The sequence below is a fragment of the Nonomuraea phyllanthi genome, assembly GCF_006334985.2.
GTDB classification, from domain to species: Bacteria; Actinomycetota; Actinomycetes; order Streptosporangiales; family Streptosporangiaceae; genus Nonomuraea; species Nonomuraea phyllanthi.
On the sequence record NZ_VDLX02000004.1, the window covers coordinates 122,460 to 144,593 of the forward strand.

Sequence of the window (22,134 nt, forward strand, 5' to 3'; positions counted from 1 at the left end):
TGCCGGTCTGTTAACGCTAACGACCGCCGCGGCCGTCTCCGCCTGCTCGGGCGGCGGTGATGAGGCCGAGGGGGACAGCAGCACGCTGAGCATGATGGTGCCGCTGTTCGGCACCGCCCCCGACCCCAAGGGTGAGATCCAGACGGCCGTCGAGAAACTCATCGGCAAGAAGCTCAACATCACCTGGGTGCCCAACGCCGAGTACAACGAGAAGACCAACGTCACGCTCGCGTCCGACGCGCTGCCCGACGTCATGGTCATCCAGGACAACAAGGGCCCGTCGTTCGTCAAGGCCGCGGAGGCGGGGGCGTTCTGGGATCTGACCGACAAGCTGGACAAGTACCCGAACCTGAAGCCCAAGTCCGAGCAGACCTGGATCAACTCCAAGACCAACGCCAAGAACTACGGCATCTACCGCGTGCGCCCGCTGCTGCGCTCGGCGATCGTGATCCGCAAGGACTGGCTGGAGAAGCTGGACCTGGAGATGCCGAAGACCACCGACGACCTCTACAAGATCGCCAAGGCGTTCACCGAGAAGGACCCGGACGGCAACGGCAAGAAGGACACCTACGGCATGATCCTGCCGAAGTGGCCCGGCACAACCTTCTCCGCCTCCAGCCCGTACAACGTCATGGACGTGTGGTTCGGCGCCCCCAACAACTACGGCATGCGCGACGGCAAGCTCGTGCCCGAGTTCGACGTGCCCGAGTTCTGGGAGGCGCAGAAGTACATCAAGAAGTTCATCGACGAGGGCCTGGTCAACCCCGACTGGGCGACCCTGGACACCGCCAAGTGGAACGACCCGTTCATCCAGGGCAAGGGCGGCATCATCATCGACGTGAACGTCCGCGCCGGCCAGCTCTTCGACGGCTTCAAGGAGCTCGACGCGGAGACCTACGACGAGAAGGTCGCCATGGCGGGCAACCTGTCGCGGCCTGACGGGAAGAAGTTCTCCTACCCCTTCACCGGGTTCAACGGCATCATCGCCGTGTCCAAGCAGCACGTCAGGACCGAGGCGCAGCTCGACGAGGTGCTGAAGGTGCTGGACAAGCTGGCGTCCAAGGAGGGCTCCATCCTGGTGAGCAACGGGATCGAGGGCCGCAACTTCAAGGTCGAGGACGGCTTCGCGGTCAAGATCAACGATCAGGACCCGCAGATGAAGGTCATCAACAACGACGTGGAGAAGGCCTTCATCCAGCTCGGCATGACCTCCAGCGTCGGCGTGCCCGGCGGCGCCTACGAGTGGATGCGCCCCAGCCAGGCCGAGAAGGACTGGCTCAAGCAGCGTGACGAGCTGATGAACCTCGACCTGCAGACCGCCGTGCACGACCCCTCGCTGCCGGTGATCTCGCAGACCGCGGTCGAGAAGGGCGCCACGCTCAACCCGATCGTCACCGACGCCCGCATCAAGTACCTCGCAGGCGAGCTCACCGAGGAGCAGTTCAAGGCGGAGATCAAGCGCTGGTACGACAGCGGCGGCACGCAGATCCTCACCGAGCTGCAGGAAGGAATCTCCAAGGTAGGCGGCTGAGCCGACTCGACCTGAGGGGCCCGGCGTCCTCCGGGCCCCTCTCCCCCCGTGAAAGGAGGCCGTAGTGGCCACCGACCTGGCGCCGCCCGCCACGAAGGCGGCCAGGAAGGCCGAGAAGGGACGCCGGCCGGGCAGGGTGCCCGTCCGCACGGCACTGCTGCGCTACCGCTGGCTGTACCTGATGCTCATCCCCGGCCTGCTGTACTTCGTGCTCTTCAAGTACCTGCCGATGTACGGCCTGAGCATCGCCTTCCAGGACTTCGTGCCGTTCCTCGGCTACTCCGACAGCCCCTGGGTGGGCCTGAAGCACTTCGAGAACCTGTTCACCGGGCCTGACTTCGGCCGCCTGCTCTTCAACACGCTGTTCCTCGCGCTGCTGACGGCGCTCTTCGTCTTCCCCGCCCCGATCATCGTCGCGCTGCTGCTCAACGAGCTGCGGGTCAGCGTCTTCAAGCGGTACGTCCAGTCGCTGATCTACATCCCGCACTTCCTGTCGTGGACCATCGTCTTCTCCCTGACGTACCTGCTGTTCTCGGTGGACTTCGGGGTCGTCGCGAGCTGGATCCACAGCCTGTCGGGCGGCGGGCCCAAGGTCGACTACATGGCGCAGCCGGAATGGTTCAGGCCGCTGGTCATCCTGCAGCTGCTGTGGAAGACGTCCGGCTGGGGGACGATCATCTACCTCGCCGCGCTGGCCGGCGTGGACCCCAACCTGTACGAGGCGGCCCGCATGGACGGCGCTGGGCGCTGGCGGCAGTTCTGGCACGTCACGCTGCCCGCGATCCGTCCCACGATCGTGGTCATGGCCATCCTGACGTCGGGGAACCTGCTCGACCAGAGCTTCGAGCAGATCTGGCTGCTGACCAACTCGCTGAACCGTTCGGTCGCGGACGTGTTCGACACCTTCGTCTACTACGTCGGCGTGACCCAGGGCGGCTACAGCTACGCCACCGCGGTCGGCCTGTTCAAGGGCGTGGCCGGCGTCGTCCTGATCTTCGGCTCCAACTGGCTGGCCAAGCGCCTGGGCCAGCGCGGACTGTTCTGAGGAGGCCGGGCCTTGTCTGACAACACCACCGCCACCCAGCCCGCAGGGGTCAGGCACTACAGCTCGCTCGGCAGCCGGGTGTTCGACACGCTGAACATCATCCTGCTCGGCGGCCTGGCGCTGATCACCGTGCTGCCGCTGTTCTACGTGCTCGCCGGGTCGTTCGCCACCGAGGGCGAGATCTCCGCGCGGCCCTTCTTCCTGTGGCCGGAGAAGTTCGTCACCAGCACCTACGAGTACATCTTCGCCAACGACACGCTGCTGCGGTCGCTGCTCACCACGATCGTGGTGACGGCCGTGGGCACGGTGGTGCAGGTGCTGCTCACCTTCAGCATGGCGTACCCGCTGGCCAAGCGGTATCTGCCCGGCCGGACGCTGGTGCTGAACCTGGTCATCTTCACGCTGGTCTTCGGCGGCGGCATCGTCCCGACGTACCTGGTGGTGCGGGATCTCGGGCTGCTGGACAGCTACTGGGCGCTGATCCTGCCGCTGGCGATCAACCCGTTCTACCTGATCATCGTGAAGTCGTTCTTCCAGGAGCTGCCGCAGGCGCTGGAGGAGGCGGCGCGGATCGACGGCTGCAACGAGATGGGCGTCTTCTTCAAGATCGTCCTGCCGCTCTCCAAGCCGATCATCGCGACCTTCTCGCTGTTCTACGCGGTGGCGATCTGGAACGACTACATGTCCCCGCTGCTGTACATCAACGACAACAGCAAGTGGACCCTGCAGGTGCTGGTGCGCCAGCTCACCAGCCCCGACGCCGCCAACGCCATCGGCGCGCTCGACTCCGCGGTGTTCTTCCCCCAGCAGGGGCTGAAGTTCGCGGTCGTGGTGATCGCGACGCTGCCGATCCTGTGCTTCTACCCGTTCCTGCAGAAGCACTTCGCCAAGGGCGTCCTGATCGGGAGCGTCAAGGAGTGACCCGTGCCGTCCACCGGGCCGTCCACCGGGCCGTCCACCGGGCCGTCCACCTGCCTGTCCACCGTGCCGTCCACCGGGCCGGCGACCCCGGCTTCGGCTTGCGCGGCGCCGGCCAGGTGGCCGCGACCGTCGCAGCACGACTGAAGGAGATCCGATGACCGCACTGCACTGGCTCGACCGACCGGGCGAGGAGGGGGTGACCTGGGGCGTCCCGTGGCCGCGCGGCGCGGTCGGGCGGGACGCGCCGTTCGCGCTGGCGGACGCAGAGGGCCGCGAGGTGCCCGTGCAGAGCTGGGTGACCGCCACCTGGCCGGACGGCTCGGTCAAGTGGTCGGCCCACGCGATCGGAGCCGGGCCGGCCGCGCCGGCGTACCGCGTCGAGCCGGGACGCGAGCCCGCCGCGCCGGGGACGCCCGTCACGGTCGCCCGCGAGAACGGCCTGCTGACCGTCGCCACCGGCGCGGTCACCTGGACGATCGAGGAGTCCGGCGGCACGCTCGCCCGCTCGATCTCGCGCGGGAGCCGCGAGATCGCCCGGGACGTGCGCCTGGTCAGCCTGCGCCAGCACGAGCCCACCCCCGACGACGGCGGCCCGGTGGCGCGCACGGAGACCACCGGGCGCGTCACCGCGGTCACCGTCGAGCAGGACGGGCCGCTGCGGGCCGTCGTCCGGCTGGAGGGCCGGCACGGCGACTGGCTGCCGTTCACCGTGCGCCTGTACTTCCACGCGGGCGCGGAGAACGTGCGCGTCATGCACACCTTCGTCTGGGACGGCGACCCCGAGCGCGACTTCCTGGCCGGGCTCGGCCTGCGCGCCGACGTGGTCATGCGCGACGAGCTCCACGACCGGCACGTGCGGATCGCCGGAGCCGGGGGCTTCCTGACCGAGGCCGTGCGCGGGCTGACCGGGCTGCGCCGCGACCCCGGCGAGTCCGTACGGCGGGCGCAGGTCGAGGGCCGCCCGGCCGGCGAGATCGCCCCCGACGTCGCCTCGCGCCTGCACCTCATCCCCGCCTGGAACGACTACACGCTCGACCAGGGCTCCGCCGACGGCTTCACGCTGCGCAAGCGCACCGCCCCGGGCCACGCCTGGGTGACGATCCCCGCGGGCACCCGCTCCGCCGGGTACGCCTACGTCGGCGGCGTCAGCGGCGGGCTCGGATTCGGGCTGCGCGACTTCTGGCGCCTGCACCCCACCCGCCTCGACGTCAGGAACGCGGCCACCGACCTCGCCACCGCCACCGTCTGGCTCTGGTCGCCGTCCGCGCCCGCCATGGACCTGCGGTTCTACCACGACGGCATGGGCCAGGACACCTTCGCCGAGCAGCTCGAGGGCCTGGAGATCACGTACGAGGACTACGAGCCCGGCTTCGGCGACGCCCACGGCGTGGCGCGCACGCACGAGCTGACCCTGCGCGCCTGCGAGGCCACGCCGTCCTCGCCCGCCCTGGCGGCGCACGCCGCCGCGATGGACCGGCCGGGCCTGCTGGCCGTCGGCCCGTCGCGGATGCGCGAGGCCGGCGTCTTCGGCGTGTGGGACCTGCCCGACCGCTCCACGCCCGCGCGCGCCGAGATCGAGGACCGGCTGGACTTCCTGTTCGACCTGTACGCGCGCGAGCGCGAGCAGCGCCGGTGGTACGGCTTCTGGGACTACGGCGACGTCATGCACACCTACGACCCGGACCGCCACACCTGGCGCTACGACGTCGGCGGCTACGCGTGGGACAACTCCGAGCTCTCGCCCGACCTGTGGCTCTGGCTGCAGTACCTGCGCACCGGAAGGTCGGACGTCTTCCGCTTCGCCGAGTCGATGACCCGCCACACCGGCGAGGTCGACGTCTATCACGCCGGCCGGTGGAAGGGCCTGGGCAGCAGGCACAACGTGCAGCACTGGGGCTGCAGCTGCAAGCAGCTGCGCATCTCCAACGCGGCCTACCGGCGCTTCTACTACTACCTGACCGCCGACGAGCGCACGGGCGACCTGCTGGACGAGCTGAGCAGGCCCGAGGAGACGTTCGTGGTGATCGATCCCACGCGCAAGGTGCGCGAGGACGTCTACACCCCGGACCCGTCGGCCCTGTCGATCGGACTCGGCACCGACTGGGGGTCGCTGGCCGCCGCGTGGCTGACCCGGTGGGAGCGGCACGGCGACGAGCGCGCCAGGGACCGGTTGCTGGGCACGATGGCCGACATCGGCGCGCTGCCGCACGGCTTCCTGACCGGCGAGGCCCGGCTCGACCTGGCGACCGGGCGGTTCGACACCGCGCGCGACAAGATCTCCGTCTCGCACCTGTCGTCGCTGTTCGGGCTGCCGGAGATGTGCGCCGAGCTGATCGCGCTCGACCTGGACGTGCCGGGCTTCGAGCGGGCGTGGCTGCAGTACTGCCGGCTCTACCTGGCCACGCCCGAGCAGCAGGAGGCGGAGGTGGGGGAGCGGCTGTCGGGGATCTCGCTGATCCAGGCGCACAGCAGGCTCACCGCGTACGCGGCCGCCCGCACCGGCGACGCCGCGCTGGCCGCGTGGGCGTGGCGCAAGTTCGCCCTCGACGAGGGCGACCAGCTCAACAGGAACCCGCTGCAGCGGCAGCGGGAGTGGAGCCTGACCGAGGTGGACGGGCCGCACGTGCTCTCGCCCGTGCGCGAGGCGCCCTTCGTCGGCACCAACGGCGCCAGCCAGTACGGCCTGGCCGCCATCCACAACCTCGCCCTGATCGGCGAGCACCTGGACGGGCACCTGGACGGGCACCCGGGCGGGCACCCGGGCGGGCATCTGGACGGGCACTGACCAGGGGCGGTTAACCAGAGGTGGGGCCCCGGCCTGGGGCCCTACACTGAAGCGTATGCATACTCCCGATTGATCTGGCGTCGCACGCCCAATCCTCCGTTTCCTAGCTCGGGAGTGTTCCGCCAACATGATCATCGCCAGTGACATCGAGCTGCGCGCGGGTGCGCGCCTGCTCATCGAGAAGGCCACGTTCCGGGTCAACCCGGGCGACAAGATCGGGCTCGTCGGCCGCAACGGCGCCGGCAAGACGACTTTGACGAAGGTGCTGGCGGGCGAGGGCCTGCCCGCCGCGGGCACCGTCACCACCAGCGGCAGCGTCGGCTACCTGCCCCAGGATCCGCGCACCGGCGACCTGCAGGTCCTCGCCCGCGACCGCATCCTGTCGGCGCGCGGCCTCGACCAGGTGCTGCGCGACCTGCGCGAGGCCGAGCTCGGCATGTCCTCCGCCGACGAGCGCACCCGCGAGAAGGCGGTCCGGCGCTACGGCCGGCTGGAGGACCAGATGCACGTCCTCGGCGGCTACGCGGCCGAGGCCGAGGCGGCCTCCATCGCCTCCAGCCTCGGGCTGCCGGATCGCGTGCTGTCACAGCCGTTGCAAACGCTTTCCGGCGGTCAGCGCCGCCGGGTGGAATTGGCGCGAATTCTTTTCAGCGGAGCGGAAACTCTCCTACTCGACGAGCCGACAAACCACCTAGATGCCGACTCAATCGGGTGGCTTCGTGATTTTTTGCGATCCCATCAAGGTGGGTTGGTGATCATCAGCCATGACGTCGGACTTCTTGAAGCGACGGTCAACAAGGTCCTGCACCTCGACGCCAACCGCTCGGTGATCGATCACTACAACGTCGGCTGGAAGGCCTACCTCGCCCAGCGCGAGACCGACGAGAAGCGCAGGAAGCGCGAGCGCGCCAACGCCGAGAAACAGGCCGGTGCGCTGCTGGCGCAGGCCGACAAGATGCGCGCCAAGGCCACCAAGGCCAAGGCCGCCCAGGACATGATGCGGCGTGCGCACCGGTTGCTGTCGGGCACCGAGGAGGAGCGCAAGAGCGACAAGGTCGCGCGGCTGCGCTTCCCCGAGCCGCAGCCGTGCGGGCGCACCCCGCTCACGGCCGAGGCCCTGTCCAAGTCGTACGGGTCGCTGGAGGTCTTCACCGACGTCAGCGTGGCCATCGACCGAGGTCACCGAGTCGTCATCCTCGGCCTGAACGGCGCCGGCAAGACCACGCTGCTGCGCCTGCTGGGCGGTCTGGAGAAGCCCGACACGGGCGAGGTCCGCCCCGGCCACGGCCTCAAGATCGGCTACTACGCCCAGGAGCACGAGACCCTCGACTCCGGCCGCACCCTGCTGGAGAACATGCGCTCGGCCGGCGGCACGTTCACCGACACCGAGTTGCGCAAGGTGCTCGGCTCGTTCCTGTTCACCGGCGACGACGTCGACAAACCCGCCGGGGTGCTGTCCGGCGGCGAGAAGACCCGGCTGGCGCTGGCGATCCTGGTGCTCTCGAGCGCCAATGTGCTGCTTCTCGACGAGCCCACCAACAACCTCGATCCGGTCAGCCGCGAGCAGGTGCTCAATGCCCTGAGGTCGTATTCAGGAGCAATCGTCCTAGTCACACATGACGAGGGTGCCGTTGACGCCCTGTCACCGGATAGGGTGATCTTGCTACCGGACGGAACTGAAGACGCATGGAGCGACGAATTTTCCGATCTTGTGGCACTTGCCTGATCTTAATTTGAGTGGGTACGGATCTTTTCCCGTGGAGTAGGTAGCCGATCCCGCTGAAATGACTGATCATGGCGGAGTAACGCTGCGGAAGTCCGGCACTACAGGAGGTACTCGTGGCCGAGACACTGAAGAAGGGCACCCGGGTCACCGGGGCCGACCGGGAAAAACTGGCCGGCGATCTCAAGAAGCGCTACGCCGCGGGCGAGAGCATCCGCGCCCTGGCCGCTTCCACCGGTCGGTCTTACGGGTTCATCCACCGCATCCTGAGCGAGTCCGGCGTGACTCTGCGCGGGCGCGGCGGGGCGACCCGAGGCAAGTCGAAGCGCTGACGGCCGCCTCGGAACGTGCGACCGCAGCCGCCCGTCCCTAGTCAGCCATCCGTCGCGCCCGAGCCAGAACGATATTCTGTAGGCTCGGGCGCGACGGCCAGCATCCGGGCGCGCGCTCCTCGCGCGAACGGGACTGAAGGGAGCGGGCGATGGCGGAAGCGCAGGCGCGACAGCGCGGGGGGTACGCGGGCGAGATCTCCGTTCCGGCGGAGAGCGCGGTCCGCTACGAGGTGGACGGTGAGATAGCGACGATCACGCTGGACCGGCCGGAAAAGCGCAACGCACAGACGTTCGCGACCTGGTCGGCGCTGGCCCGGATCGGCGAGAGCCTTCCGGGGCAGGTGCGCGTCGTCGTCGTGAAAGGTGAGGGACCGTCCTTCTCGGCAGGGATAGACCTGCGAATGTTCACACCTGAGGGGGTGCCCGGACAGGGCTCGTTCAGCTCGGCCGCCACAAGCGACGGCACCGCTTTCGAGCAGCGCATCCGACAGGCACAGGCGGGGTTCCTGTGGCTGCGCCGCCCGGAGATCGTCTCCATCGCCGCCGTGCGGGGGCACGCGATCGGCGCGGGATTCCAGCTCGCGCTCTCCTGCGACCTGCGCATCGTGGCCGATGATGTTTCCTTCTGCATGAAAGAGCCCGCACTGGGCCTGGTGCCCGATCTGACCGGGACCAAGCCCCTGGTCGAGCTGGTGGGCCTGGCCAAGGCGATCGACATCTGCCTGACCGCCAGGACCGTGCGCGCGGACGAGGCCATGCGCATCGGCCTCGCCGAACAGGTGGTCGCCGGGGACGACCTGGATCGAGCCGTACGCGACAAGGTCGCGCAACTGCTGAGCGTCAACCGCGACGCGGCGGTCGCGACGAAGCGACTCCTCCAGGGGGCGCGGGGCCGCTCCCTGGAGGAGCAGAGCGTGGCGGAGGGGCAGGAGCAGGAGGCCCGCATCCGGGCGCTCTTCGGCTGACCCCTTCGTGTAGTTTCGCGGTGAGCGGACAGGGGAATCACCGCGCGTCATCCCGGCGCTGGGTCCGGGGGAGGAGGGATCCCCCGCATGGCGATGATGGGAGGGGGCTTCGGCCCTCATGTGATGGCGTCACTGAGGCGCGACGGCTCGGTGACCAAGCAGCGGCTGCGGCCCGGCACGGTCCGGCGCATCGCGCGCTACGCCAAGCCGTACCGCCGGCACATCACCGCGTTCCTGCTGCTCATCGTGGCGGGCGCGGTGATCGTGATCGTCAACCCGCTGATGATGAAGGCGATCATCGACGACGGCATCCTGGCCCGCCGGCCGGGCGTCGTGATCGCGCTGGCCACGACGATCGCCGCGCTCGCGCTGGTCGACGCCGGGCTGACGCTGGTGCAGCGCTGGTTCTCCTCGCGCATCGGCGAGGGCCTGATCTACGACCTGCGCACCGAGGTGTTCGACCACGTGCAGCGCATGCCGGTGGCGTTCTTCATGCGGGCCCAGACCGGCGCCCTGGTGAGCCGGCTCAACACCGACGTGATCGGCGCGCAGCGGGCGCTGACGAGCACCCTGTCGTCCGTGGTCGCCAACGTGGTCAGCCTGATCCTCGTGCTGGGCGCGATGCTGGCGCTGTCGTGGCAGGTGACGCTGGTCGCGCTGGTGCTCCTGCCGATCTTCATCGTGCCGGCCAAGTTCGTGGGTCGGCGCATGTCGGCGCTGACCCGCGAGCAGATGCAGCTGGACGCCGAGATGAGCTCGGTGACGACCGAGCGGTTCAACGTGGCCGGCGCCATGGTCGCCAAGCTCTACGGCCGCCCCGAGGACGACGCCGGCGAGTTCGGGCAGCGGGCGGCCAGGGTGCGCGACGTGGGCGTGCGGGTCGGCATGTACGGCACCGTCTTCAGGGCCGCGCTCGGGCTGGTCGCCGCGCTGGCCACGGCCCTGGTCTACGGCATCGGCGGCGTGCTGGCCGTCGACGGCGTCTTCGAGCTGGGCACGCTGGTCGCGCTGGCGGCCCTCCTGATGCGCCTGTACGGCCCGCTCACGTCCCTGTCCAACGTGCACATCGACGTGATGACCGCGCTGGTGAGCTTCGACCGGGTCTTCGAGATCCTCGACCTCAAGCCCATGGTGGCCGAGCGGCCCGGCGCCCGCGACGTGCCCGGCGGGCCGGTGACGATCGAGTTCGACGACGTGCGCTTCCGCTACCCGGCCGCCGAGGAGGTCTCGCTGGCCTCCCTGGAGTCGGTGGCCAGGCAGGACACCGGACCGTCCTACCCCGTGCTCAAGGGCGTCTCGTTCACGGCGGGGCCGGGCAGGCTCATCGCGCTGGTCGGCCACTCGGGCGCGGGCAAGACCACCATCACGTCCCTGGTGTCCCGCCTGTACGACGTCGACGAGGGCGCGGTCCGCGTCAACGGGCTCGACGTGCGCGACGCCACCCTCGCGTCCCTGCGCGACACCGTCGGAGTGGTCATGCAGGACGCTCATCTCTTCCATGACACGATCGGGGCCAACCTCCGCTATGCCAGACCGGAGGCCACCGACGAGGAGATCTGGGAGGCTCTCAGGGCCGCGCAGATCGCCGATCTCGTGGAGGGCCTGCCCGAGCGGCTGGAGACGGTCGTGGGCGACCGCGGCTACCGGCTGTCCGGCGGCGAGAAGCAGCGGCTCGCGCTGGCCAGGCTGCTGCTCAAGGCGCCCCGCGTGGTCGTGCTCGACGAGGCCACCGCCCACCTCGACTCCGAGTCGGAGGCCGCCGTGCAGCTGGCGCTGAAGACGGCGCTGGAGGGCCGCACCTCGCTGGTGATCGCGCACCGGCTCTCCACGATCCGGGAGGCCGACGAGATCCTCGTCGTGCAGGAGGGCCGCATCGCCGAGCGCGGGCGCCACGACGAGTTGCTGGCCAGGGGCGGCCTGTACGCCGAGCTCTACCGCACCCAGTTCACCTCTTCCTCTGATAGCCCAGCCGCGTGAGCTCCTCCCTGGCGACCTTCTCCACCAGCTCCAGGTCGGGCCGCCGGAGCCTGGTCCGCCAGGCTCCCGCCTTCGGCACGCGCTCGTCGTACAGGACGACCTTCGACACCCGCGTCTCCAGGAACTCCGCCAGCTCGGCCACCGACTGCGCCGGCCTGCCGAGCAGGTCCTCGTAGCGCAGCGTCAGCAGCTGCTCCTCGGGCAGCGTCCTGCGCAGCTCGGCGCTCAGGCGTACGGCGGCGCGCCAGCGCAGCGCGCTCTTGCCCGCCACCGGCATGCCCTTCCACCGGTCGAGGTGCTCGTCCCTGTTGAGGCCGAGGAAGGCGTTGGGGAACTCGGTCTGCTCCGGCGACCACCTGGACGGCTTGAACCAGGCCAGGCAGTCCGGATCGTCCAGCATGCCGGCCACCACGTCCCTGCCGTCCCTGATGAGCTGCACGAAGCGCGCGTCGGGAAAGGCTTGCAGCAGCACCGGGACGCTGTAGAGCAGGTCGGGGCTGCCGTCCCCGAAGCGGGTGACCTCGCCGGTCGACACGCACGGGCCCGAGCCGGTGACGCCGCCCGCGTCCCTGCACGGCTCGGCGCACTCGCCGCAGGAACGGGGCAGCACCTGCCAGGACTCGGCGAGCGCGTCCCGCATGACGCGCACGGCTCCCGAGGTCTGCGCGATGGACGGCTTGCGGGCGAAGGCGTACACCACGTGCGCCACGCTCGCGCGGCCCATCGTCACGTGGAAGCCCGGAGATCTTTTCAGGGCGCGGGCGAGCAGGTCCGTGCCGGAGTGCGGCGCTCCGACCAGGAAGACCGGCCGGCGGACCTTGATGCCGTTGACCACCAGAATGTGGGGCGGAAGTCGCATACGACAGGTAAGTGTGACACCGTTTGCCACGTGAACGAGCCAACCGAGGAGTTGATCGATGCGACCCGGTGACACCGTCGCGGTCGTCTCGCCGTCGGGTCCGCCCAACGCGGTGCAGCTCAGGCGCGGCGTCGAGCACCTGGAGGGCCTCGGCCTGAAGGTCGTGGTCGGCGCGCACGCGCTGGACCGGCAGCCGCTCGACTACCTGGCGGGCGCCGACGCCGCCAGGGCGGCCGACCTGCAGTCCGCCTGGTGCGACCCGAGCGTGTCCGCCGTGTTCTGCTGCCGCGGCGGCTACGGCGCCGCCAGGCTCCTCGACCTGCTCGACTGGAACGCCCTGCGCGCGGCGGGACCCAAGGTCCTCATCGGGTCGAGCGACATCACGGCGCTGCACAACGCGTTCGCCGCCGAGCTGGGCGTGCCCACGCTGCACGGGCCGATGCCGGCCTGCGACATCCTGGCCGGCGAGAAGGGCCCCGAGCCGCGCACCTGGCAGAGCCTGCGGGCGGCCCTGTTCGGCGAGGCCGAGCCGGTCCAGGGCGACCGGGTGCTCGTGGCCGGCCGGGCCGAGGGCGTGGTGTCCGGGGGCAACCTGTCGCTGCTCGCCTCGATGTGCGGCACCCGCTGGCAGCCGTCGTTTGCGGGCCGGATCGCGTTCCTGGAGGACATCGGGGAGGAGCCGTACCGGATCGACCGCATGCTGACCCAGCTGCTGCAGGCCGGGGCGTTCGACGGGGTGCGCGGGATCGCGCTCGGTTCGTGGGTCGACTGCGGCGACCCCTTCACGGTGCTGGAGGACCGGCTCGCCGGGCTCGGCGTGCCCGTGCTGGCGGGGCTTCCGGTGGGGCACGGGTCGCCGCAGATGAGCATGTGGCTGGGGAGACTTGGGGTTATCGATACCGAATCGTGCTCCCTGGCTGCCATCGTCAGTAGTGGAGAGCAGGCAAGGTAAGAGGGACGAATCCGACAGAAAGGGACACGGCGGGTGTGGTGGTTCAGGCGAAACCGGGAGCCCTCGCGCCGGCCGGTCGAGGACGTCGACCTCGACTCGCTGCTCGCGCTCGTCGCCGAGTCCCTCGGATACTCCTTCGCGTTCGCCCGTGACGGCGGCTCCGTCACGCTGACGGGCGACCCCAAGGACGGCGGGGAGCTGGTCGTCAGGCTCACGGGCCTGCGCCGCGAGGCGGGCCGCCGGGCCAGGGAGGACTGGCCCATGCTGGTCTCCGAGCACCTCTCCCACGCCGTGGCCACCGCGGGTGAGCGGCTGGACGTCTGCGACCTGGAGCAGGCCCGGCCGCTCGTCAGGACCCGCGTGGAGGCCGTGGACGACGTGGCCGACCTGACCCGCGTGGTGGGCCGCCACCTCAACGCCGACCTCGTGGAGCTGCTGTTCGTCGGCTCGCGGGCGGTGCGGCCCGAGCAGGCCGGGTGCTGGCCCGTGCCCACCGCGCAGGCGCTCGACCTGGCCGTCGCCAACGTCCACCGCGAGGAGCGGCTGGAGGCCGAGTCCATCGAGCTGTCGGGCACGCCGGTGACCAGGCTGACCGCCATGACGCCGTCGGCCGCCACGCACCTGCGGTGGCTCGGCGACTACCTCGCCGTGCCCGCCGACGGGGTGCTCGTGGTGCTGCCCGACCCGTACACGCTGCTCGTGCACCCGGTGGACGGGATCGGCGTGGTGCGCGCCATCGAGCGGCTGCGGGTGCACGCGGCGCGCACGGACGGGCTCAGCTCGCAGGTGTACTGGTGGCACGCGGAGCGGCTGACGCACATCCGGGCCGACATCATCGCGCAGCGCGGCCAGACCCGGCTGGTGGTGGCGCCGCCGCCGGAGTTCGCCCGCGTCCTGGCGCGCCTGGCCGTCTGAGCCGGCGTCCCGCCCGGAGCGGCCATGGCGAGCGTCTACGACAGCGAGCGGCTGGCGGCGGGCTACGCCTTCGACCGCCCTCAGGTGCACCGGCACATCCTCGCGCCCGTACGCCTGAGGCGTCCGGCCGGGCGGGCGCTCGACATCGGGTGCGGCGCGGGCGTGTCCACGGCGGCGCTCGCGCCCCTGGCCGAGCACGTGGTCGGGCTGGAGCCGGTCCCGGCGATGCTCGCGCACCGGCGATCCGTCGCTCCCTCGGCTAGATTCGCCGTCGGGGCGGCGGAGCGGCTGCCGTTCGCCGCGGCGTCGTTCGAGGAGTTCCGGCGGCGGTTCCCGTCACCGGGCGGGTGGCGGCCGCTGGCCGTGGAGGAGCTGCCCCTCGCCGGGACGGGGCTGCGCCTGCTCGACCACGGCGACGTCGAGATCCCGGTGCCGATGGCGCTCGACGACTACCTCCGTTACGTGCTCAGCGAGGCCGGCGTGGACAGCGCCATCGCCTGCGGGGCCGTCACCGCCGGACAGGCGCGCGACTGGTGCCGGCGCACGCTCGCGGAGGTCTTCCGCGGCGGGGAGCGGGCCGTGGTCTTCCGCGGGTATCTGGCCACGCTGGCTCCGGACGCCCGCGACTGATCAATCCGGGACGGCGGGGGTGCGGCCCGTTTCCCGATCGGTGACGGCCGGCGTGCGGCCCGCTTGCCGATCGTCGATGGCCGGCGTGCGGCCCGTTTCCCGATCGTCGATGGTCAGCAGGCGGCAGCGGCCCGCCTCGCAGTCCTCGACCGCCCGCGCGGCCTCGCGCCGTACGCGCTGCAGCTCCGCGATCCGGGTGTCGAGCCGCGTCACCACCGCCTCCAGCCGCCAGCGCTCGCCGGCGCAGGTCGCCCCGCCCTCGTCGTGGGCGCGCAGCGCGTCGACGATCTCGTCGAGCGTGAACCCCAGGTCCTGCAGCGCCTTGGCCGCCCTGATCCGCCCCGGCGCCGACCCGGCGAACTCGCGGTAGCCGGACGGCCTGCGCCCCGCGGGCGGCAGCACGCCGCGCCGCTCGTAGAAGCGGACCGTGTCCACGCTGACCCCGGCCTCCCTGGCCACCTGCCCGATCTTCACGTCTCACCTCTTGACTCTGGAGTCAGGTCCAGACTCTACAGTACGGGGCATGGACATCTTCTGTGACATGAGCGGCGCCCCCGACAGCCTCCGGGAGCGCCTGGACGAGTATCGGCGGATCTTCGAGCACGCCCTCGCCGGGCGGGAGCGCACCGGCGGCGGCATCCGCTTCCGGTTCCGCGCGCGGCCGGGAGTGGAGGCGTGGGTGCGTGACCTGGCCGCGCGGGAGAGGGCGTGCTGCGCGTTCTTCGCGTTCGAGGTGACCGCTCAGGGCGACGAGGTGCTCTGGGACGCCTCCGTGCCGGACGACGCCGCCGCCAGGGCCATGCTGGAGGCGTTCTACGCCCTGCCGGAGACCGGCCACCTCGACCCTCAGGGCCTGCTCACGTAGTCGCGCAGGTGGACGGCCGTGAGCGAGGTGCCGGTGGCGACCAGCTCGCCGGGCGTGCCGGAGAAGACCACCTGGCCGCCGTCGTGGCCGGCCCCGGGACCGAGGTCGACGATCCAGTCGGCGTGGGCCATCACGGCCTGGTGGTGCTCGATCACGATGACCGAGTTGCCGTCGTCGACCAGGCGGTCGAGCAGCGCCAGCAGCTGGTCGACGTCGGCCAGGTGCAGGCCCGTGGTGGGCTCGTCCAGCACGTACGTGGTGCCGTTCCGCGCCATGTTGATGGCCAGCTTGAGCCGCTGCCGCTCGCCGCCCGACAGGGTGGTGAGCGGCTGGCCCAGACCGAGGTAGCCGAGGCCGACGGCGGCCAGGCGGTCGAGGATCGTGCGGGCCTGCCCGGTGGTGAAGAAGTCGCGGGCCTCGGCCACCGGCATGGCCAGCACCTCGCTGATGTTCCTGCCGCGCAGGGTGTACGTCAGCACCTCGGGCGTGAACCGCTTGCCCTCGCACTTCTCGCACACCGACGCGACCCCCGCCATCATCACCAGGTCGGTGTAGATGAGGCCGATGCCCTTGCAGGCCGGGCAGGCGCCCGCGGAGTTGGCGCTGAACAGGGCCGGCTTGACGCCGTTGGCCTTGGCGAAGGCCGTGCGGACGGGGTCGAGCAGGCCGGTGTAGGTGGCCGGGTTGCTGCGGCGCGAGCCGCGGATCGGCGACTGGTCGGCCACCACCACGCCCTCCAGGCCCGCCACGTGCCCGTGGATCAGCGAGCTCTTGCCGGACCCGGCCACGCCGGTGACCACGGTGAGAACGCCGAGCGGGAGGTCGACGTCGACGCCCTTGAGGTTGTGCAGGGTGGCGTTCCTGATCGGCAGGTGCCCGGACGGCGTGCGCACCTGCTCGCGCAGCCGCACCCGGTGGTCGAGGTAGCGGCCGGTCAGGGTGCCGGAGGCGCGCAGGCTCGCCAGGTCGCCGGCGAAGCAGACCTGCCCGCCGTCGGTGCCCGCGCCGGGGCCGAGGTCGACCACGTGGTCGGCGATGGCGATCATCTCGGGCTTGTGCTCGACCACCAGCACGGTGTTGCCCTTGTCGCGCAGCTGGAGCAGCAGGGTGTTCATGCGCTGGATGTCGTGCGGGTGCAGCCCGGCCGTGGGCTCGTCGAAGACGTAGGTGACGTCGGTGAGGCTGGAGTTGAGGTGGCGCACCATCTTCACGCGCTGCGCCTCGCCGCCCGACAGCGTGCCGGACTCGCGGTCGAGGCTCAGGTAGCCGAGACCGATCTCGACGAGGGAGTCGAGCGTCGAGAGCAGCCCGTCGAGCACCGGGCCGACCGTGCGGTCGCCGATGCCGCGGACGAACCCGGCCAGGTCGCTGATCTGCATGGCGGAGCACTCGGTGATGGTGCGGCCGTCGACCTTGGCCGACCGCGCGGCCTCGTTGAGCCGGGTGCCGTCGCAGGCCGGGCAGCGGGCGAGCGTGATCGCCCGATCCGCGAACGCCCGCGCGGCCGGCTGCATCGACTCGCGGTCCTTGCCGAGGTAGGAGCGCCTGACCCGGCTGACGAGCCCTTCGTAGGTGAAGTTGTTGGAGCCGTACTTCAGCTTCGTGGGGGGCTTGTGCAGCAGGTCGTCCCACTGCCCGGGGGTGAAGTCCTTCAGCTTGACCGCGGGGTCGTACAGGCCGGAGCCGGCCATGACCTGCCACATCCAGCTGTCCACGGCGAACCCGGGGACCTTGATCGCCCCCTCGTTGAGCGACAGCTCCCTGTCGACCAGCGCGTCCACGTCGATCTCGGACGCCTTGCCCAGCCCCTCGCACTCGGGGCACATGCCCTCGGCCAGGTTGAAGCTGAAGGCGGAGGCGCCCCCGACGTAGGGCTCGCCGATCCGGCTGAAGACGATGCGCAGCATCGTGTGCGCGTCGGTGACGGTGCCCACGGTGGAGCGGGCGTTGGCGCCCATGCGCTCCTGGTCGACGATGATGGCCGCGCTCAGGTTGCGCAGCGCGTCGACGTCGGGGCGGGACAGGCTCGGCATGAAGCCCTGGACGAACGCGGTGTAGGTCTCGTCGATCAGCCGGCGCGACTCCGCCGCGATCGTGTCGAAGACGAGCGAGGACTTGCCGGAGCCGGACACGCCCGTGAAGACGGTCAGGCGGCGCTTGGGGACGTCGAGGGAGACGCCCTTCAGGTTGTTCTCCCTGGCGCCGCGGACCTGGATGCTGTCGTGGCTGTCGGCGGCGGTGTGATCGCGGTGCTGCTCGTGCTCGGTGCCGGGCTGGCTGGTGGGGAGGACCACGGAACCCTTCCATCGTGTGGTTGGCATGCCCTGAGCGGGATGGCCGGGTCAGCCTACAACGCGGCCCGGACAATTCCCGAGGGGTTCCGTATAGCGTACCGTACGCTGTACGCCTGCTAGGCCGAGATCGGGTTCACGTGCCGGTGGTGCAGCCCGATCACCGGGATCTCGTGCAGGCTGCCCGAGTACAGGAACTGCGTCATGCCGATGAGCAGCCGCCGCACGTCCTCCTGCGGGCGCACGACCAGCCGGATGAACTGGCTCGTCGTGCCCAGCTTGTTGCCGCACTCGCGGACGTACACGCCGTGCTCGGTGAGCAGGTGGTCGCGCAGCGGCACCCCGTCGTGGCCCGGCGGCAGCTTGACCAGCAGGAAGTTGCCCTGCGAGGCGAACACCGACAGCCCCGGCATGGTGCTGAGCTGCTGGAACATGGCCCGCCTGTCCTGGCTCAGCCGCTTGAGGCCGTCGTGGTACTCGGCCATGAACTGCCGCATCATGAACACCACGACCTCGGCGAACGCGTTGAGGTTCCACTTGGGCAGCGCGTCACGCACCCGCGCGGCGAGCGCCGGATTGGCGATCATGTAGCCGAACCTGACGCCGTGCAGGCCGAAGTTCTTGCCCAGGCTGCGCAGCACGATCACGTTCGGCCGCACCGCCGCCTCCGCCGCCACCCCCGGGTACGGCTCGGCGTCCACGAAGTCGCCGAACGACTCGTCCACGATCACCAGGTCGAGGTCGATGAGCTCGTCGAGCAGCCGTACGACCTCGTGCCTGGGCAGGTAGCCCCCGTCGGGGTTGTTGGGGTTGCAGATCACCGCCACCCTGGAGCCGCGCGTGCGGACGAACGAGACGTAGTCGTTCACGTCCAGCGCGAAGTTGCGGCTCTCCATCAGCGGGTACATGTCCACCCGCTTGCCCGTCTCCAGCGGCTGGTCGGTCCAGCGGCCGAAGGTCGGGATGGGCACCGCCAGGCTCTCGCGCACCAGCAGGTGGTCGATCCAGGTGATCAGCTCTGTCGACCCGTTGCCCATGGCGACCGTCCTGGGATGCAGTCCGAGCGTGCCGCAGAGCTCCTCGGTGATGGTGGCGGCGTCGCTCGGGTAGAACTTGAGGATCGTCTCCAGGTTCCTCCCGAGCTGCTCGAAGATCTCCGGGGTCGGGAAGTACGGGTTGCACGGGATGCAGAAGTCGACCGGCGCGCGCTCTCCCGACGAGGCGCGCATCAGTGAGAAGTACGACGGGCTGTGCGCCTGTGCCCGTAAGACGCTGAGCTCCACGACACCTCCATGTCCGATGTGTGTAGGTACGCGGCATCGGAGTGGCCGGTTCACGCGGGTCTGCGGCCGTCGTACTCGACCTCGTGCCACGCCGCGCCCGGCTCGATCCTGCGCAGCGTGAGGATCGCGATGTCGTCGCGCGGGGTGGACCGGGTGAAGGCGCGCAGGTCGGCTCCGAGCGCCTGGGCGAGCATGCCGGGCGGGTCGGGCGCCCACCCGCGCAGGCGGTCCTCCAGCGGGTAGAAGGTGCCCGCGGGGTCGCGGGCCTCGGTGACGCCGTCGGTGCACAGCATCAGCGTGGCCCCCGGGGGGAACGCGAAGTGCGCGATCGTGCGCGGCGAGGTGGTCAGCGCGGCCACGCCGAGCGGCACGGACGGATCCCCGAGACTCACCTGCCGCGCCACGCCGTCGTGGATCATGAAGGGGGCGATGTGGCCGCAGTTGACGGCCTCGACGCTCAGCCCCCTGTTGATGTCGAGCACGAGGGCCGTGACCAGGCGTTCGGGCTCGCCCGTGGTGGCGGCGAACGTGTTCTGCCTGACCACGGACTTCTCCAGCGCGTCGACCACGCCCTTGAGAGTGGGCTCGCGGTAGGCGGCCTCCCTGAACGAGCCCAGCACGGCCAGCGCGGTCCCGATCGCGGGCAGCCCCTTGCCCTGCACGTCGGCGATGAGCACCCGGGTGCCGTGGCGCGAGACGGCCACCTCGTACATGTCGCCGCCGACCTGCGCCTCCTCCTCCACCGGGTGGTAGAGGCCGTCGACCACCACGTCGGCGGTCCGCAGCGGCAGCGGGCGCACGATCAGCTGCTGCAGCGCGGAGGCGGCCGAGCGCAGCCGGCGTACCTCCTCCTCTCGGCGGACGCGGTAGCGGCAGCCGACGACGCTCAGGGCCCCGAACACGGCCGTGAACGCGCCCGTCAGCACGTTGTCGTCGAGGTCCCCGCCCAGGTAGGTCGACAGGCCCGCCGCCGCGAGGACCACCCACACCGACGCGATCACCGTCTGCAGGACCGAGCCCAGCCCCGCGGCGATGGCGGGCAGGAAGATCAGCAGCGGGAACAGCCGGACCGTGGTGTCCGTGAGCAGGTCGAAAGCGACCACGATGCCGGTGATGACGACGAGCCCGGCTGCGAACGCGGGCATCGAGAGATAGGGCCCGTCACGCCTCCCGCCTTCCGTCACGAGTGCTTACCTGCCCCGTCGTCGAAAAGCGTAACGGCCGTTTTATCGATCGTGCGGAAGAAATCGTGAAATGCACGGCTTCATTTGCTCCTACAGGGCGGTCCGATGGGCTCTGTACAGGGAGGATGCCGGATGAATGGCCAGAGAGCGATGACTGTCCCGTTATGGCGGGATTTGCTGGAGTTGGCCGTTGATTTCGGCGTGGCATTCTCGTTTACTTCTGTCTCCCTGGCTTATTGACAAGTAAAAATGATCTTGTAAATATTTTGAGTTAAGAAACACCGCGAGGCGAATCCGCGGCCGGAAAGGGGGTGCCGTCGATGCAGCTGATCGTCGTCCCGCCGCTCACCGACTTCACCACCGAGGTCATGGCGCCCGCCGGGGCCGAGGTGCTCGACCTCAACGCCCGGATCGTCGAACGCCTGGCCGACCCGTCCCGCCTGCAGGCCGCCGCACGGCGGCCTGCAGGCGGGACGGCGGAGGGGCCGCTCGGCGCCCTGCTCGAGCTGGCGGCGGCGGCCGTGCTCGAACGCGGCGTCTTCGACGACGCCCACCTACGGGCGGTCGGCACGGCGCTCAGGCTGGCGGCCGACCCGGCCGTCCGCCTCGACCTCGACCGCCTGGAGCTGGCCGAGGGGAGCACCCAGAGCAGCAGGGACGTGCTCGGCGCCGCCGGAAGGTGCGAGCTGTTCCGCCCCGAGATCGAGCTGGCCGCCGAGGCGGCCGCGGGGCGGCGGGCCCACGTCGTCGTGGACGCGGGGCGGCAGCTTCCCGCGGCGTTCGCGCTGGTGGCGGCGCTGGGCGCGGAGCGGGTGACGCTGTGCGGGCGGCTGGTGGCCCGGCAGCGCGCGGCGCTGCGGCGCGTGCCCGAGCTGGCCGGGGTCGAGCTGCTGGCCTGGTCGCCCGCACGGGCCATCCGCCCCTCGTGGTACGACCGCGCGTCCGGCCGGCCGCAGAACGCCGGGCGGGCCCGCCCGGACGACGCCCTGGTCACCCGGTCGGGGAAGCGTGTGCGCTGGGTGACCGGGGCGTGCCCCCCGCCCGCCGACGGGCCGTGGGCCGGGCGGCTCGACGCGGTGGAGGCCGCCGCCTGGCCCCGCGACGCGCTGGCCCGCTGCCGCGGCCTGACGATCATCGCGACGCGCGTCGACTTCCTGGCCGCCGTGACCGGGCTCAACGGCGTGACCGTCGACCTGCGGCGGCTGCTGTCCGCGATCGCGCCGGGCGTGCCGGTGGCCTGCGAGCTGGTGCTGGGCGCGCCCGGCATGGACGCCGGCGTCGTCGGCGAGTCCGTCGAGCTGCTGGCTGCGGGCGCGGGCGGGGTCCGGCTGGCCGGGCTGCGGCCGTACCGGATGGCGATCAGGACGCCGTGGGCGGGGCCGAGCGTGCGCGTCCCGCCGGAGCGCGGGAACGACCTGGTCAGGTGGATCCGGTTCGACGCCCCGGGCACCATGCGGGCGTACGAGGTGGCCGCCATGATCAGTGACTGGCTCGGGCGGCTGCCCGGGCTGCCGGCCGGCAGGCTCGCCGCCTGCTCCGTGGCCGGCCAGGAGCCCGCTTCCGCGTGGGATCCCTGCGCGGAGGTGGTACGCGGAGGTGCCGGGCCTGACGGGGGCGGGCCTGGCACCTTCGCGGTCAGCCTTCGGTCGGGGCGGTCGTTGCGGCTGCGCCCGTACCAGGTGGCGCCCGTCGCGCGGCTCGCCGCCGACGACCCGCACGCGCTCGACACGCTCCCCGAGCGCGCCCGCACCGAACTGACGGCCGGGCTGGCGCGGGCGGGCGTGCTGAGGGGTCGCGAAGGAGCCGCCGCCCGCACCTGAGGCGTAAATGAGTTGCCCAGCCGGTCGCCGGGCTGATGTACTCCCGTCCGTCAGCC

Annotated in this window: 19 protein-coding genes; 14 read left to right on the plus strand and 5 right to left on the minus strand. The window is 70.8% G+C overall.

Annotated elements, in window-relative coordinates:
* The first annotated feature begins 91 nt into the window (after positions 1 to 91).
* The 9 genes from FH608_RS12100 (at position 92) to FH608_RS12135 (ending at position 11,279) form a co-directional block, all read left to right on the plus strand.
* Entirely contained in the window at positions 92 to 1,531 is a 1,440-nt protein-coding gene (locus FH608_RS12100; protein ID WP_226899352.1) for an extracellular solute-binding protein, read from the plus strand.
* Between the two features lie 64 nt (positions 1,532 to 1,595).
* The gene (locus FH608_RS12105) at positions 1,596 to 2,576 is read left to right on the plus strand and encodes an ABC transporter permease (RefSeq protein ID WP_226899353.1); all 981 of its coding nucleotides are present in this window, start codon (positions 1,596 to 1,598) and stop codon (positions 2,574 to 2,576) included.
* 12 nt (positions 2,577 to 2,588) lie between these two features.
* Entirely contained in the window at positions 2,589 to 3,497 is a 909-nt protein-coding gene (locus tag FH608_RS12110) for a carbohydrate ABC transporter permease (protein ID WP_139630560.1), read from the plus strand.
* Positions 3,494 to 3,655, plus strand: a complete 162-nt coding sequence (locus tag FH608_RS51410; protein ID WP_193318370.1) for a hypothetical protein — start codon at positions 3,494 to 3,496, stop codon at positions 3,653 to 3,655. The genes FH608_RS12110 and FH608_RS51410 overlap by 4 nt, the downstream gene beginning before the upstream one ends.
* A complete protein-coding gene (locus FH608_RS12115; protein WP_139630561.1) occupies positions 3,652 to 6,282 on the plus strand; it encodes an exo-rhamnogalacturonan lyase family protein in 2,631 nt (876 codons plus the stop codon). Before FH608_RS51410 ends, FH608_RS12115 begins: the two co-directional genes overlap by 4 nt.
* Positions 6,283 to 6,409: 127 nt before the next feature.
* Positions 6,410 to 8,008 carry an ABC-F family ATP-binding cassette domain-containing protein gene (locus FH608_RS12120; protein WP_139630562.1) on the plus strand — a complete coding sequence of 533 codons (1,599 nt, stop codon included), beginning with the start codon at positions 6,410 to 6,412 and terminating at the stop codon, positions 8,006 to 8,008.
* A gap of 113 nt (positions 8,009 to 8,121) precedes the next feature.
* Positions 8,122 to 8,337, plus strand: a complete 216-nt coding sequence (locus FH608_RS12125; protein ID WP_020547488.1) for a helix-turn-helix domain-containing protein — start codon at positions 8,122 to 8,124, stop codon at positions 8,335 to 8,337.
* 149 nt (positions 8,338 to 8,486) lie between these two features.
* Positions 8,487 to 9,302, plus strand: a complete 816-nt coding sequence (locus tag FH608_RS12130; RefSeq protein WP_139630563.1) for an enoyl-CoA hydratase/isomerase family protein — start codon at positions 8,487 to 8,489, stop codon at positions 9,300 to 9,302.
* Between the two features lie 87 nt (positions 9,303 to 9,389).
* Complete coding sequence (locus FH608_RS12135; RefSeq protein ID WP_139630564.1) at positions 9,390 to 11,279, plus strand: ABC transporter ATP-binding protein; 1,890 nt, start codon at positions 9,390 to 9,392, stop codon at positions 11,277 to 11,279.
* On the opposite strand, the gene FH608_RS12140 is transcribed toward FH608_RS12135, so the two are convergent.
* On the minus strand, positions 11,248 to 12,138 hold the full coding sequence (locus tag FH608_RS12140; protein ID WP_139630565.1) for a sulfotransferase family protein: 891 nt from the start codon (positions 12,136 to 12,138) through the stop codon (positions 11,248 to 11,250). The two genes, FH608_RS12135 and FH608_RS12140, sit on opposite strands and share 32 nt — an antisense overlap.
* Before the next feature lie 58 nt (positions 12,139 to 12,196).
* Between FH608_RS12140 and FH608_RS12145 the strand changes: the two genes are divergently transcribed.
* From FH608_RS12145 to FH608_RS12155, 3 genes are read left to right on the plus strand one after another with little or no spacing between them, the layout of a single operon-like run.
* Positions 12,197 to 13,090: a S66 peptidase family protein gene (locus FH608_RS12145; protein ID WP_139630566.1), complete on the plus strand. Its 894-nt coding sequence runs from the start codon at positions 12,197 to 12,199 to the stop codon at positions 13,088 to 13,090.
* Positions 13,091 to 13,123: 33 nt separating this feature from the next.
* Positions 13,124 to 14,005: a hypothetical protein gene (locus FH608_RS12150; RefSeq protein ID WP_139630567.1), complete on the plus strand. Its 882-nt coding sequence runs from the start codon at positions 13,124 to 13,126 to the stop codon at positions 14,003 to 14,005.
* A gap of 24 nt (positions 14,006 to 14,029) precedes the next feature.
* On the plus strand, positions 14,030 to 14,635 hold the full coding sequence (locus FH608_RS12155) for a class I SAM-dependent methyltransferase (RefSeq protein ID WP_139630568.1): 606 nt from the start codon (positions 14,030 to 14,032) through the stop codon (positions 14,633 to 14,635).
* Here FH608_RS12155 and FH608_RS12160 read toward each other — a convergent pair whose 3' ends face one another.
* Positions 14,636 to 15,109: a MerR family transcriptional regulator gene (locus FH608_RS12160; protein WP_139630569.1), complete on the minus strand. Its 474-nt coding sequence runs from the start codon at positions 15,107 to 15,109 to the stop codon at positions 14,636 to 14,638.
* 49 nt (positions 15,110 to 15,158) lie between these two features.
* On the opposite strand from FH608_RS12160, the gene FH608_RS12165 reads away from it, so the two are divergent.
* Positions 15,159 to 15,500 (plus strand): hypothetical protein, encoded by a 342-nt coding sequence (locus tag FH608_RS12165; RefSeq protein WP_139630570.1) that lies wholly within the window; start codon positions 15,159 to 15,161, stop codon positions 15,498 to 15,500.
* On the opposite strand, the gene FH608_RS12170 is transcribed toward FH608_RS12165, so the two are convergent.
* From FH608_RS12170 to FH608_RS12180, 3 genes are all read right to left on the minus strand, one after another.
* Positions 15,482 to 17,794, minus strand: coding sequence for an ATP-binding cassette domain-containing protein (locus FH608_RS12170; RefSeq protein ID WP_226899354.1), 2,313 nt, complete (start codon positions 17,792 to 17,794; stop codon positions 15,482 to 15,484). The genes FH608_RS12165 and FH608_RS12170 overlap by 19 nt on opposite strands.
* Before the next feature lie 116 nt (positions 17,795 to 17,910).
* A complete protein-coding gene (locus FH608_RS12175) occupies positions 17,911 to 19,074 on the minus strand; it encodes a pyridoxal phosphate-dependent aminotransferase (RefSeq protein WP_226899355.1) in 1,164 nt (387 codons plus the stop codon).
* Between the two features lie 50 nt (positions 19,075 to 19,124).
* Positions 19,125 to 20,219, minus strand: a complete 1,095-nt coding sequence (locus FH608_RS12180; protein WP_139630572.1) for a PP2C family protein-serine/threonine phosphatase — start codon at positions 20,217 to 20,219, stop codon at positions 19,125 to 19,127.
* A gap of 359 nt (positions 20,220 to 20,578) precedes the next feature.
* Here FH608_RS12180 and FH608_RS12185 point away from each other — a divergent pair, with 359 nt between their 5' ends.
* The gene (locus tag FH608_RS12185) at positions 20,579 to 22,078 is read left to right on the plus strand and encodes a hypothetical protein (protein WP_139630573.1); all 1,500 of its coding nucleotides are present in this window, start codon (positions 20,579 to 20,581) and stop codon (positions 22,076 to 22,078) included.
* Positions 22,079 to 22,134 lie beyond the last annotated feature (56 nt).